Source organism: Bordetella muralis, assembly GCF_054781015.1.
Genome location: NZ_BAAGVF010000008.1, coordinates 25,606 through 38,241, shown reverse-complemented (window position 1 = coordinate 38,241; position 12,636 = coordinate 25,606). Strand labels below are relative to the sequence as shown.

The 12,636-nt window shown below is 60.3% G+C and carries 14 protein-coding genes; 3 read left to right on the top strand and 11 right to left on the bottom strand.

What is annotated here, in order from left to right; all coding sequences use genetic code 11:
* Nucleotides 1–196 precede the first annotated feature (196 nt).
* Complete coding sequence (locus tag ACYVIT_RS17985) at nucleotides 197–1,096, bottom strand: LysR substrate-binding domain-containing protein (protein ID WP_415806838.1); 900 nt, start codon at nucleotides 1,094–1,096, stop codon at nucleotides 197–199.
* Between the two features lie 245 nt (nucleotides 1,097–1,341).
* Between ACYVIT_RS17985 and ACYVIT_RS17980 the strand changes: the two genes are divergently transcribed.
* Both ACYVIT_RS17980 and dkgB read left to right on the top strand, forming a co-directional pair.
* Nucleotides 1,342–2,505 (top strand): MFS transporter, encoded by a 1,164-nt coding sequence (locus ACYVIT_RS17980; RefSeq protein ID WP_415806839.1) that lies wholly within the window; start codon nucleotides 1,342–1,344, stop codon nucleotides 2,503–2,505.
* A 51-nt stretch (nucleotides 2,506–2,556) separates the two neighbouring features.
* On the top strand, nucleotides 2,557–3,360 hold the full coding sequence (gene dkgB, locus ACYVIT_RS17975; protein WP_415806840.1) for a 2,5-didehydrogluconate reductase DkgB: 804 nt from the start codon (nucleotides 2,557–2,559) through the stop codon (nucleotides 3,358–3,360).
* A gap of 47 nt (nucleotides 3,361–3,407) precedes the next feature.
* Here the strand turns inward: dkgB and ACYVIT_RS17970 are convergent, their stop codons facing one another.
* The 5 genes from ACYVIT_RS17970 to phnD form a co-directional block, all read right to left on the bottom strand.
* Nucleotides 3,408–3,809, bottom strand: coding sequence for a hypothetical protein (locus tag ACYVIT_RS17970; protein ID WP_415806841.1), 402 nt, complete (start codon nucleotides 3,807–3,809; stop codon nucleotides 3,408–3,410).
* Between the two features lie 4 nt (nucleotides 3,810–3,813).
* The gene (phnE, locus tag ACYVIT_RS17965) at nucleotides 3,814–4,617 is read right to left on the bottom strand and encodes a phosphonate ABC transporter, permease protein PhnE (protein ID WP_415806842.1); all 804 of its coding nucleotides are present in this window, start codon (nucleotides 4,615–4,617) and stop codon (nucleotides 3,814–3,816) included.
* Nucleotides 4,614–5,408: a phosphonate ABC transporter, permease protein PhnE gene (gene phnE, locus ACYVIT_RS17960; protein WP_415806843.1), complete on the bottom strand. Its 795-nt coding sequence runs from the start codon at nucleotides 5,406–5,408 to the stop codon at nucleotides 4,614–4,616. The genes phnE (ACYVIT_RS17965) and phnE (ACYVIT_RS17960) overlap by 4 nt, the downstream gene beginning before the upstream one ends.
* Complete coding sequence (phnC, locus tag ACYVIT_RS17955; RefSeq protein WP_415806883.1) at nucleotides 5,405–6,301, bottom strand: phosphonate ABC transporter ATP-binding protein; 897 nt, start codon at nucleotides 6,299–6,301, stop codon at nucleotides 5,405–5,407. Before phnC ends, phnE (ACYVIT_RS17960) begins: the two co-directional genes overlap by 4 nt.
* Nucleotides 6,302–6,377: 76 nt before the next feature.
* Complete coding sequence (gene phnD / locus ACYVIT_RS17950; protein ID WP_415806844.1) at nucleotides 6,378–7,349, bottom strand: phosphate/phosphite/phosphonate ABC transporter substrate-binding protein; 972 nt, start codon at nucleotides 7,347–7,349, stop codon at nucleotides 6,378–6,380.
* Between the two features lie 255 nt (nucleotides 7,350–7,604).
* Between phnD and ACYVIT_RS17945 the strand changes: the two genes are divergently transcribed.
* On the top strand, nucleotides 7,605–8,051 hold the full coding sequence (locus tag ACYVIT_RS17945) for an SRPBCC family protein (protein ID WP_415806845.1): 447 nt from the start codon (nucleotides 7,605–7,607) through the stop codon (nucleotides 8,049–8,051).
* A 15-nt stretch (nucleotides 8,052–8,066) separates the two neighbouring features.
* On the opposite strand, the gene ACYVIT_RS17940 is transcribed toward ACYVIT_RS17945, so the two are convergent.
* The 5 genes from ACYVIT_RS17940 to ACYVIT_RS17920 form a co-directional block, all read right to left on the bottom strand.
* Nucleotides 8,067–8,522, bottom strand: coding sequence for a MaoC/PaaZ C-terminal domain-containing protein (locus tag ACYVIT_RS17940; protein ID WP_415806846.1), 456 nt, complete (start codon nucleotides 8,520–8,522; stop codon nucleotides 8,067–8,069).
* A 61-nt stretch (nucleotides 8,523–8,583) separates the two neighbouring features.
* Nucleotides 8,584–10,212 carry an AMP-binding protein gene (locus ACYVIT_RS17935; protein WP_415806847.1) on the bottom strand — a complete coding sequence of 543 codons (1,629 nt, stop codon included), beginning with the start codon at nucleotides 10,210–10,212 and terminating at the stop codon, nucleotides 8,584–8,586.
* A complete protein-coding gene (locus tag ACYVIT_RS17930) occupies nucleotides 10,212–10,931 on the bottom strand; it encodes an ABC transporter ATP-binding protein (protein ID WP_415806848.1) in 720 nt (239 codons plus the stop codon). Before ACYVIT_RS17930 ends, ACYVIT_RS17935 begins: the two co-directional genes overlap by 1 nt.
* On the bottom strand, nucleotides 10,928–11,713 hold the full coding sequence (locus ACYVIT_RS17925) for an ABC transporter ATP-binding protein (RefSeq protein ID WP_415806849.1): 786 nt from the start codon (nucleotides 11,711–11,713) through the stop codon (nucleotides 10,928–10,930). Before ACYVIT_RS17925 ends, ACYVIT_RS17930 begins: the two co-directional genes overlap by 4 nt.
* Nucleotides 11,710–12,594 carry a branched-chain amino acid ABC transporter permease gene (locus tag ACYVIT_RS17920; RefSeq protein ID WP_415806850.1) on the bottom strand — a complete coding sequence of 295 codons (885 nt, stop codon included), beginning with the start codon at nucleotides 12,592–12,594 and terminating at the stop codon, nucleotides 11,710–11,712. Before ACYVIT_RS17920 ends, ACYVIT_RS17925 begins: the two co-directional genes overlap by 4 nt.
* Nucleotides 12,595–12,636 lie beyond the last annotated feature (42 nt).

The window sequence follows — 12,636 nt, the reverse complement described above, 5'->3', positions numbered from 1 at the left end:
CCACGCTGCGCCTTTGGGTCGCTGCCCCGAGGAGGCTTTTTACCTTGGGACGGCCCGGCGATAACAAATGCCCCTTCGGTGGATTGTCAATCGAGGGGGCAGTCCCGGGGCGTTTTCTGCCGTGCCTGTCTGCCCTACGTGCCAGACAGGCACGTGACGCTGCGGCTATCGAATACGCCGCGGCGCCCGCGCGCGCTCAGACGTAAGCGCGTTTGCCCAGTGCCTCGATCACATAGTCTACGAAGCACGTGATCCGTGCGGCCACCGTGGTGTTGCGATAGTAGACCGCGTTGATCGGTTGGCGCACCTCGAGCGTATGCTTGGATAGTACTTGCACCAGATCGCCTTTGCGGCGGTCCTCGCCCGACATGAAATTCGACAGGCAGACGATGCCCAGCCCCTCCAAGGCCATGCGTCGCAGCGTTTCCCCGCTGGAAGACGCGATCGTGGGTTTGATGTGTATGGTGTCGCCGTCGGCGTCGCGTAACGGCCAGTCATTCAGGATTTCGGGTTGGGTGAAGCCCAGCAGTGCGTGGCGTGCGAGTTGCCCCGGCTCGGTGGGCGTCCCGTAACGTTTGAGATAAGCAGGGCTGGCGAGCAGCCTCAGATGGCTGGTGCCGACCAAGCGCGCATGCAGGGTGGAGTCTTTGAGGGTGCCAATACGAAACGCCACGTCTGTGCGTTTTTCGATCAAATCAATAAAGCCTTCGTTTGAGGTCAGCTCCAGCTCCACCTCGGGGTAGCGCTCACGAAAGCCTGCGATCAGCGGCACGAGCACATGCAGCATAAAAGGGGTGGCCGCGTCGACCCGCAGCCGGCCGGCTGGGCGCATGCGCCGGGCGGCCATTTGTTCTTCGGCCTCGTCCACCGACGCCAGAATGGCACGGGCATGTTGCAGGAATGCCGTGCCTTCCTCCGTCAGCTCCAGCCGCCGGGTAGTCCGCCGCAGCAGGGTGGTTTGCAGCTTTTCTTCCAGGCGGCCCAGCGTGCGGCTGGTGGCCGAGATCGTCAGCCCGAGCGCCTCGGATGCCGCGGTGATCGTGCCTGTGTCCACCACCGCCACAAAAGCCTGCAATTCGTCGAGTGTGGTTTTCATTGTTGATATTAAATCAAATATATTTGACCGATACCAGGCTTAATCTGCAAATATTAAACCGGCATACTGCTGCACATCGAGAGAGCGAAGGCACAACACCGTGAGACCTCCTCGCGGGCACTACGTCTTCACCCAATTTCACCCTATTGATTCAAGGAACGGCCGCGGTGAGGGTTTCCTTCCAAATAGGAAGAGGATCTCCTCAGTCGCGAACCGGCTCGTTGCACATTATTTTCGGAGCAAAGATGAAGTCTTCTGCTGCATTGCTCGCATTGGCTACTGGCGCATTCGCCATTGGCACCACCGAGTTCTCCCCCATGGGCCTGTTGCCGGTCATCGCCGACGGCGTGCAGGTCAGTATTCCTACGGCCGGCATGTTGGTGTCGGCCTATGCCGTGGGCGTGATGATCGGCGCGCCGATCATGACCCTGCTGTTCAGCCGTTTTGGCAAGCGTGCGGCGTTGATGTCGCTGATGCTCATTTTCACCATCGGCAATCTGCTGTCGGCGTTTGCGCCGGACTATACGACGTTGTTGTTGTCGCGTCTGATCACGAGCCTGAACCACGGCGCTTTCTTTGGACTCGGCGCTGTGGTGGCGGCGAGCGTCGTGCCTAGAGAGAAACAGGCCAGCGCCATTGCAGCCATGTTCATGGGCCTGACGTTGGCCAATATCGGCGGCGTGCCGGCAGCGACCTGGATCGGGCAGCAAGTCGGCTGGCGCATGTCTTTCGCCGGCACGGCCGTGTTGGGCCTGATCACCATTGCCGCGTTGTGGGTGGCATTGCCTAAAGGCGAGCCGGGCAAGCGCCCCGAAGTGCGCCGCGAACTGAAGGTGCTGACGCGCCCCGAGGTGTTGCTGGCCATGAGCACGACCGTGTTGGGCGCGGGCGCCATGTTCACGCTGTACACCTATGTTGCCCCGGTGTTGGCCGATATCACCCATGCCAGCCCTGGATTCGTGGCTTTTGCTCTGGTGTTGATTGGCGTAGGCTTTACAGTTGGCAATACGCTGGGCGGCCGGCTGGCTGACTGGTCGCTCGACGGCGCGACGAAGCTGATCCTCGCGACGCTGGCGATTGTCATGGCCATACTGCCGTGGTTGATGACGACGCATGTGGGTACGGCGATCGGTTTGGTAGTGTGGGGCGCGGCCGCCTTCGGCATCGTGCCGCCGGTGCAGATGCGCGTGATGCAGGCAGCTGCCCAGGCGCCGGGCCTGGCCTCGTCGGTGAACATCGGCGCCTTTAACTTGGGGAACGCGGTCGGCGCGGCGTTGGGCGGTGTTGTCATCAGCCAAGGGCTGGGTTATGCCGCAGTGCCGTTGGCGGGTGCCGCGTTGGCGGCAGGCGGCCTGGGGCTGGTCTGGCTGAGTGGCGCAAGCCGCCGCCGTATGGCTGAGTGCGCGTGAGCAAGCGCGAACGGTCGCCTTATTGCGTCTAATTTGAATCGGAGATTTCTCATGAGTATTCCTTCTTTTGGTGTCGGCACCTTTCGCCTGACCGGCCAGACCGTGATTGATTCGGTCCGCAATGCACTCGATGTAGGCTATCGCGCGATCGACACCGCGCAGATCTATGGCAATGAAGCCGAAGTCGGCCAAGCTATTGCCGACAGCGGTATCAAGCGCGCCGATTTGTTCGTGACCACGAAGATCTGGACCGACAACTACGCCAGATCCAAGCTCGTGCCCAGTCTGCGCGAAAGCCTGGAAAAACTGCGTACTGATCATGTGGATCTGACCTTGATCCACTGGCCCGCGCCGGGCAATGGCATCGCGCTGTCTGAATACATGGAGGCCCTTGCCGAGGCCAAATCGCAGGGACTGACCCGCCAGATCGGTATCTCGAACTTCAATATCGAGTTGACCAAGCAGGCCATTGATGTGGTCGGCAAGGGCGAGATCGCGACCAACCAGATTGAGTTGAGCCCCTATCTGCAGAACCACAAGCTGACGGCTTTTCTGAAGGAGCAGGGCATCACTGTGACGTCATACATGACGCTGGCCTACGGCAAGGTGCTAAAGGATCCGGTGCTGGCAAAGATCGCGGACAAGCATCGGGCGACCGTGGCGCAAGTCGCGTTGGCCTGGGCCTTGCAACTGGGTTATGCCGTGATCCCGTCCTCGACCAAGCGTGAAAACCTGGCCAGCAATCTGCTCGCACGTGATCTGAAGCTGGACGCCGACGACATGGCGCAGATCGCCGCATTGGAGCGTAATGGCCGCGAAGTCAGCCCTGAGGGTCTGGCGCCGGTGTGGGATTGATCGCAGCGCTCCGCCGACCAGGCGCGGCCGCAGAGGTGCGCGGCCGCTCAAGTGAACAGGCGTTGTTTACGCTTGCGCGGTTTCGGTTCCACGCCGAAACGCGGATCGCGCGCCAGGGCCAGCGCTGCCAGCTTTTCTGCGGTCGATTCAAACTCGGGATCGTCTTGCGGCACATATAGCCATTTGCCCAGGACAGTATGCGGGCGCAATGCTGGCATATCCTGCATGAGCCCTGCATGCTGTTCCTGCGACGTGCAGACCAGCAGGCCGTCCCAGGGGTCTCCTTTGTCGGCAACGACGAGATACAACCTGCCATCCAGGTAGGCCGCCTGACAGCCGAACATCTGCCGCCGCATATAGCCCGCGTCGCGCTCGAGTGTGTCGAACAGCCAGAGCAGGGAGTTCTGGTTGCGGTCACGGTGAATGGGGTTGAAGAGGGATTCGGTCATCCCTTCAGATTAACGCTTCTCGCACCTTTCGCGATACCCATTCGGCCAGGAATACCGTGCCGAGTATGGCTGCGAAAATGACGGTGACCTGCGGCCAGGCCAGCGTGTCTACGGACGCAGCCAGGGGCAAACCGATGCCGCCGGCGCCGACGATGCCGAGCACGGTGGATTCGCGGATGTTGATGTCCCAGCGATAGACGGTGGTGCTCACCAGTGAGGGCAGGACCTGAGGGACGACACCGTAGACGAGAACTTGCGGTGAGGTTGCACCCGTGGCCGTGATGGCCTCGACCTGGCGGACGTCGATTTCTTCGATGGCTTCATACAGGAGTTTGCCGATGAAGCCCACGGAGCGCAGGGCGATGGCAATGATGCCGGCCAATACACCCGGGCCGACGACGGTGACCAGCAGCATTGCCCAGATCAGTGAGTTGATTGACCGCGAGGCGACGATGATAGTCAAGGCCAGCGGGCGCAGCAGGGCGCGGCTGGGTGTCGTATTGCGCGCGGCGGCGAATGCGATCGGTACTGCGATCAAGGTGCCGATTGCTGTGCCCAGCGTGGCAATATTCAGCGTATCCCACAAGGGCTGCAGCAGTTGCGGCAGATAGCTCCAGCGTGGCGGCCACATGCGCGAAACCATATCCCAGCCCGCTACCGGCGCGTCCCAGGCAAAGTCCCAGATCGTGTTGTCCGATACCTGTTTCCAACTGACGACGAAAACCAACGCGCCGATCATCCAGGCCAGCCACGACCAGCGTTGCTGTGCGGGCGTGTGGCGGTGCCACGCAATGCCATGCGTGCTCACAGGAATCTCCTGCGCACATGACCCGATGCATATTCGCACAGCATCACGATGGCGATGATGAGCAGCAGGATAGCGGCGGCGGTTTCGAATTCATAACGGTCGAACGAGGTGTTCAGCGTCGCGCCGATGCCGCCCGCGCCGACGATGCCGATGATGGCGGCTTCGCGGAAATTGATGTCCAGACGATAGATGGACAGGCCGATCAGACGCGGCATGACTTGTGGTTGCACGGCGTAGACGATCCATTGCGGCCATGCGGCACCGGTGGCGCGGATGGCCTCGAGTTGCGAGCGGTCGGCGGTTTCGATTTCTTCGGCGAGCAGTTTGCCTAAAAAACCCATCGAGGCGATAGTCAATGTCAGCATGCCCGCCAACGGACCAAATCCGAACATTTTCACCAGCAAAATGGCGATGATCAATTCAGGAAAGGCGCGTGAAATCGCGATGAATCCGCGGCATACGGCGTAAACCGGCGTGGGACTGATATTGCGCGCTGCGCCCAGGCCGATCGGGATACTGAGCAAGACGCCCAGCGCCGTTGACGTCATGGTCATGGCGAGACTTTCGATCAGGCCTTCGCTGATCTCGCGCCATCGACTGACAAAGTCAGGGTGTGCAAAGGCAGCGATAAAGCGCCAGCCGCGTGTCAGCCCTTCGGCGACGCGGCTCCAATCGACAGAGACAGAATTCAGCGCGGTGATGAGATACACCCCCGCGACTATCCACAGCAGGATGCGAACACGACCAGAGCGAATGAATGGCGGCTTGCGCCATGCGGTTGCGGTGCTCATGCCGTAGCCCGCGCGGTATGCAGAGTATCGTTGCTTGATGCGGGTGAGGCCGTGTCAGCTGGCGTTGCCGTGATGCTCAGCGATGGCATGCCTGCCAGTGCCTCACGGGCATCGCTTGCAGGGTCGGCATCATGCTCATGGCCCGCATCGTGCCAGTCTTCCATGCCGTAGATATCGGTCAATACCTGAGGCACGAGGCCGGCAGGCTGTCCGTCATAGACGAGGCGTCCCTTGCGCAATCCGACGATGCGATCCGCGAATTGGGTGGCCAGTGCCACGTCGTGGATATTGATGATGGCGGACAGGCCTCGTTCACGGCATATCTCGCACAATAGCCGCATGATTTGACGCGAGGTCTTGGGGTCGAGGCTGGCGGTGGGCTCATCCACCAGCAACAGCAGCGGATCCTGCATCAGCGCGCGTGCGATCCCGACACGTTGCCGTTGACCGCCTGACAATGCGTCGGCACGCTTGTTTTCAAAGCCGGTGAGCCCTACACGGTCCAGTAGATAAAACGCCTGCTCCAGATCAGCCTGCGGATAGCGGCGCGCCCAACTGCGCCAGAATCCGGTGTAACCCAACCGGCCTGACAATACGTTTTCCATGACGGTCAGCCGTTCGACCAACGCGTACTCTTGGAAAATCATGCCCAGTTGGCGACGCGTACGCCGCAGTTCGCGTGCGGATTGTGTGGGCAGGCTGCGGCCGTCCAGGCGCACGTCGCCGCCCGACGGCTCTACCAGACGGTTGATGCAGCGGATCAGCGTGCTTTTGCCTGCCCCGGATGGGCCGATCAGTGCCACGACCTGTCCGCGGGGGACGGTGAGGTCTACGTGATCCAGCGCCAGATCGCCAGTGGGATAGCGTTTGACTAGTCCTTGCAGCTCGAGCATAGGCGCATCGGTGTCGGCATGGCCGCGCATCATCTAAAGCCCCGCATAACGCTGACTCTCATTGCACAACGCTCGCTCACTGGCACGTGTACGAGACGTTCATGGCTTTGTCGATCTCGCGCACGACTGCCCAGTGCTCTTTGTACGTAATGGGAATAAAGGCCTCTTGAGCGGGTTCGGCCTTGCCGAATTCCTTCAGGAGAGCAGTGCCTTCCCAGTTGAACGTCGTGAACGATTCGCGGACTTTCTCGGCCAGTTCGGGCTTGAGGTTATAGACATAGCCGTAGCCTGTGGTGGGGAACGACTGCGATTTGTAGATGCTGCGGATCTTGGTCTTGTCCACGGCGTTGCGCACGATCATGCGGTTCATCACCGAGTTTGCCACCGCTGCTGCGTCGTAATCTTTGTTGGCAACGCCGATGACCGAGTTGTCATGTTTGCCCGAGAAGGCGGGCTTGTAATCCTTGTCCGCCTGCATGTGGTAAGTACTGGCCAGCAGGGCGGAAGGGGCTTTGTATCCCGAATTCGATGTCTGCGAGGTGAAGGCGATCGTCTTGCCTTTCAGGTCCTCGATTTTCTGCACGCTGCTATCCGCGGGTACGATGATTTCCATCTCGTAGCCATAGGCGCCTTGCTTGTCCGCCATCATGGTGAACGGCACAAAACCCGCGCAATTCACGGCCAGCGGATTGCTGCCCGTGTTAAAGCCCGCGACGTGCAGGCGGCCGGCGCGCATGGCTTCGAGTTGGGCGGCATTGGACTGCACGGGGAAGAATTGGACCTTTTTGCCTGTGGTCTTTTCCATGTGGCGCAGGAACTCATCCCAGACGCTGCGATAGACCTCCGGGTCTTCGACGGGGGTATAGGCGAAAATCAGCGTCGAGGGATCCACCCATTCTTTGGGGTTGGTGGGAGCATCGGCCACCATGTCGCCGTTGGCGTCGCAGAATTTCTTGTCGAGCTCACCGTGTGGACATTCGGCGGCGGTGGCAGAGGTGGCGGCGGCCCAGGCCAAACCGATCAACGTGACGCTCAGTAGTTTTTTCATGATCCCGGGTGATCCATTTTTGAATAGTTCACCGGATTGTGGGGCGGTTTCGTGACACGTCTGTGACGATTCAGTTATTTGTCAGGCTGGCGCTCATGCTGCATGACCCGACCCGCATCCATAGCCGGGTCAGGGTTTTCTCTAGTCTGATCGTTGTCGATTTGCTGGCAGTTGATTCGTCGTAGGAGTACATCCCCCGTTTTTGAACCGCCGCCACAGGCACGGCGGGGGCGTTAACCCTAAGGAGTTCTCATCATGACAACCGGAACCGTTCGTCTACACCGTGTCCTGCGTGCGACGCCCGAGCGCGTCTATCGAGCCTTTCTCGAGCCTGATGCTGCTGCAAAATGGCTGCCCCCCTACGGATATACCTGCGAGGTGCATCACCTGGATGCCCGGGTCGGTGGCACTCACAAGATGTCTTTCCGTAATTTCGGCACGGGCAAGAGCGAGTCGTTCGGCGGCGAATATCTGGAGTTGGTGCCCTTCGAGAAGATTCGCTATACGGATAGTTTTGATAACGCCGATTTGCCCGGCGAAATGACCGTTACGGTTTCACTGAAGCAGGTCATGTGCGGGACCGAATTGAGTATCGTGCAGGAGGGAATCCCCGAAATGATTCCCGCCGAAATGTGCTACCTGGGATGGCAGGAGTCGTTGTTGCAGCTGGCAAAGCTGGTTGAGGCCAACGTCACGGAATGAGCACCCGTCGGGCTTTCAGCTTTTCTTCTTGAGGACCAGCACCTCGCTGCTGCCATCCTGTACGGTTTCGCCATTCTGGTTGACCAGCCGCAGACGCCGGTCAATCGCGCCCACGCGTGTGCTGGTGCCGGGATTGACCGCCAGGATGTCCAGCACCAGATGCAGCGTGTCGCCGACAAAGATCGGCTTGACGAATTTCCATTCGCGCAGCGACAGCATTGCAACGACCGAGCGGTGAAAGATACCCAGCTCATGCATCATGCCGGTCGCGATGGCAATGCCCAGCGTACCGTGTATCAATCGTTGGCCATAGCGCGTGCCTGCTGCATAGACGGCATCGGCATGGATGGGGTTCCAGTCGCCGGATATCATGGAAAACATGGTCAGGTCGGCTTCGGTCAGTGTGCGGCCGCCGCTTTCGAATGTCTGGCCTGGTTGGAAGTCTTCGAAATATAAAGAAGCGTCATGCATTGGTTTTGCCTCAAAGGGATTCGTCAAAGAAATCATTCCTGGGCCGGTCGGAAAGGCTCGGTCAATGTGTCTCCTGGTGCAGCCGCTCTTCTGCCATTTGCCGTAGTTTCGCTCGTTGAATCTTGAAACCGTTGGCGCTGGCTGCCGTGGGAAAGGCTTCAACCAACCATAATCGCGCGGGGATTTTGAAAGGCGCCAGGGAGGTGCGCAGGGCGGCGAGCAAGCCCTCTGCCGTGACCTCCGGCGCCGCGATCACAAAGGCGGCTGCGCGGGGCTGGCCATCCAGGGCGATGCCGACGACTTGCGCGTTGCGCACACCCGGCTGCTGGGCTAACGCGTGTTCGATTTCCGCAGGATCAACCAGATAGCCGCCGAGCCGCAGCGTATCGCCCATGCGTGCGAGATAAACAAAACTGCCGTCCGGGCGCAGGTAGCCCAGATCTCCGGTGCGAAAGTATCCGTCGGCCGTCATGGCCTGGGCGGTCGCCTCCGGATTGTCCAGATAGCCCAGGAAATTACCGGGCGCACGGATTTCTATTTCACCGGACTCACCTAGCGGGCATAAGTCGCCGGTATCTGGGTCACGAATGCGCAGATGAGCAGCCTGGCCTGCGGCTGGCCGGCCGCCGCCCAAGGCCCGTTCCTCGACCGGCAAGCCGGCATCTTGCAGGGAAAACAGCGCCTGCACTTCGCTGGAGCCATATAACCCTCGCAACGGAAAACCCCGCTGCTGCAAGGCCTCTACGAGCGCGGCAGCCCCCGGGCTGAAAGAGGCGAACCCGAATACCCGGGCATGGGGAAAGGGCCGCGTCTGCACGGTTTCGTCGGCAATACGCCGCAGCATCTCGTCGCTGCCGAACAAATGCGTGATGCGTTCGTCCCGCAGGTACTGTGCAGCCCGCGGCGCATCGAACAAGTCCATCATGATGACGGGCGCACCCGCTCGTAGCGCTGCCAACGCACCGTTCAGGCCGAACACGCCGCACAGCGGCAATACAGCCAGCAATCGCGTGCCTGCGTCGTGAAAACCGTAGGCATCGGCTACGCAGGTGCTGTGTGCATAGAGCGTTGCGGCGCTATGCATCACCAGTTTGGGACCTTTGGTGGTACCCGATGTGGTGAACAGGATCACCGGATGTGATGCTTGATGTAATCCGTCCGCGATATCTGGCGTTTGCGGAAAACGAGCTGGCGTATCGGGTGAAAACGCCACGGTGCGCCGGCCCAGCACCGTATCCGGTGTGTCCGTGGGAGCATCGAGCAACGCAATACATTCGAGATCAGGCAGTGCATCGGGTGCGATACCGGCCAGGACCTCGGGAAAATCAATTTTGCGAAAAGACGGCTGCATCAGCAGCATGCGCGCTTTGGATCGCGTCAGAATGTACTCGAGTTCGCTGCTGCGATAGCGCGTGTTGATGGCGACCAATGTGGCGTCCAACCGGGCCAGACCGAATAACAGCGCCAGCCATTCCCGGCGGTTGATCAGCCATACGGCTACGCAATCGCCAGCCTGGATACCCTGTGCCCTCAGCCACTGCGCAGTGCGCTGGCATAACGCATCGAATTCGCGATAGGTCAGAGAGCCCGCTTCATCGATCAGCGCAATGTCGTCGGGGTGTGACTGCAAATGCGGAATATACAAATCGGCCAGGCGTGCAGACGCTGGCATGGCAGCAGCGGCAGACATCAATACAGTTCCATCAGGCTGGCATTGTCGGAAAAATCGGCGGGCACGCCAGCGCGGATCAAGGCGCCCGATTTCATCACGATGACGCGATCGGCGATCTTCAAGGCCTCGCGGACATTCTGTTCAACGATCAGGATGGCCATGCCGCGTTGCTGCTGCAGCGCGCGAATCGGACCCATCAAGTCTTGAAACAGCTTGGGCGCCAATCCAATCGAGGGCTCGTCCAACAACAGGCAGCGTGGTTGGCTGAGCAGGGCGCGGCCTAACGACACCATCTGTTGCTGGCCGCCTGAGAGCGTGCCGGCGCGCTGGCTGTAGAACTTGCGCAAAGCGGGCAGGACTTGCATGACCCAGTCCAGCCGTGCCGTGTGCTCGGCCTTCGGAACGCCAGCGGACCAGAGCCCCAATCTCATGGTTTCGGCGACGCTCAGCCCCGGGAAAATGCCTCGCCCTTCGGGCACCATGGAAATGCCCGCATCTGTCAGGCGGCGTGCGTCGGGTCTGTGCATGGGCTTCCCGTCCAACAGCACCTGGCCGTCTTCCGGGTCCAGCAGGCCGAATAGCGTCTTGAGCAACGTGGATTTACCCGCGCCGTTATGTCCGATCAGGCAGAGCACTTCGTTGGCGTGCAGATGCACATCGATGCCCTCGAGGACGGGGCGCTCGCCATAGCCTGCGCGCAAGCCGCGGGTTTCCAGGATCGGGGGGGAGGCACTCATGCTCGCTCTCCGAAGTAAATGGCGGCCAACGCGGGATCCTGCAGAATGGCTGCCGGATCGCCGCACGCCAGCAATTTGCCCTGATCCAGAAACGCCAGCTGATCAGAGAGCTGCGTCACCAGATCCAGATTGTGTTCGATGATGCAAATGGTGATGCCGCGCGTGGCATAGTCGCGCAGCAAGGCGACGAAACGGTCAAAAGAGCGTGGGTCCAGGCCTGAGGCCGGTTCGTCCAGCAGCCAGAGTGATGCGCCACTGGCCATCAGGCGAGCCAGGCTCAGGAATTTCCGTTCGGCATACGCCAGGTCTGCCGCGCGTTCGTGTCGCTGGTTCCAGAGTCCGGCCTCGTTCAAAATGGATTCAATCCGCTGGGGATCTGTGCGGCGTTGCCACAACCAGCTGCCGCGTTCGGTGACGGTCGTGACGTTCTCCATCACGCTCATGTGGGTAAAGAGCCGCAAGTCCTGAAATGTACGGCCGACGCCGAGGCGGGCAATCTGCCACGGTGCCAGCTTGCTCAGCGGCTTGCCGTGCAGATAGACCGTCCCGGCGCTCGGCGTCAAATGGCCCGTGATCATGTTGAATAGCGTGGTCTTTCCTGCGCCATTAGGGCCGACCAGCGTCGTGATGAGTCCGGCAGGCAGGTCCATCGATACATCGGTGATGGCTTGCAGGCCGCCGAATCGTTTGGACAGTCCCTGCAGTTGCAGCAGCGCAGGAGGGGCCGCAGTGCTCATCGCAGGTGTGGGCGAGGGCGTTGTCGCAGACATGGTGGCATTCATGCTTGGCCTCCTTTGCGACGCCCGCCCACCAACCCGCCTGGGCGATACATCATCAACAACACCATGATTGCCCCATACACGATTTGTTGTATCGTGCCCAGCTCCGCAGGCGGCAGGAAGGGCAGATACGTCAACGCCGCAGGCAGCACCATCAATAGCGCCGTACCAATGATGGGGCCAAACACGGTGCCTGTGCCGCCGATGATGACCATGGCCATCAACAGGATCGACGTTTCCAGCATGAATCCTTCGACATTGACGAAACTCATGTAGAACGCGTAGATCACGCCGGCGACGGCGGCCAATCCGGCAGAGACGGCGACAGAAAGCGTCTTGATGGCGGCGACCCATTTGCCCGCCGCTTGCGCTGCGGACTCGCTATCGCGGATGGCCATCAAACTGCGGCCAAAGCTGCCGCGCAACAGGGCGGTGGTGATCAGTAAAACGGCGATCAACCCCGCGATGGCCAAGGCCAAAAACTCGGCAGGGGTGCTCAGCGCGTGGCCGAAAATCGTGGGCGGAGGAATACCCACCAGTCCTCCCAATCCGCCGGTGACGCCTTTCCATTCCGAGAAAACAGTCACGCCTATGACTTGCAAGCCCAATGATGCAGCAACAAAATATTCCCCCCGCACACGTAGCGCCGGCAGGGCCAGCACCATGGACAGCACGGCCGACACCAGTACGGCGGCGACGGTGCACAGCAACAGCGAATCGCTGAAGTGCATCGCCACATTCGCTGCGGTATAAGCGCCTACCCCGAAAAAAATCGCATGCGCCAAGGAAAAAATGCCGGCATAACCCATGATGAAGTTGAGTGTGACTGCCAACATGGCATTCACGCAGAAGAGCACGGCAATGTTTTGCAGATAAGCCAGCATGGATGCCCCGTTGAATGAATCGTCAGACCATGATTACGCGTG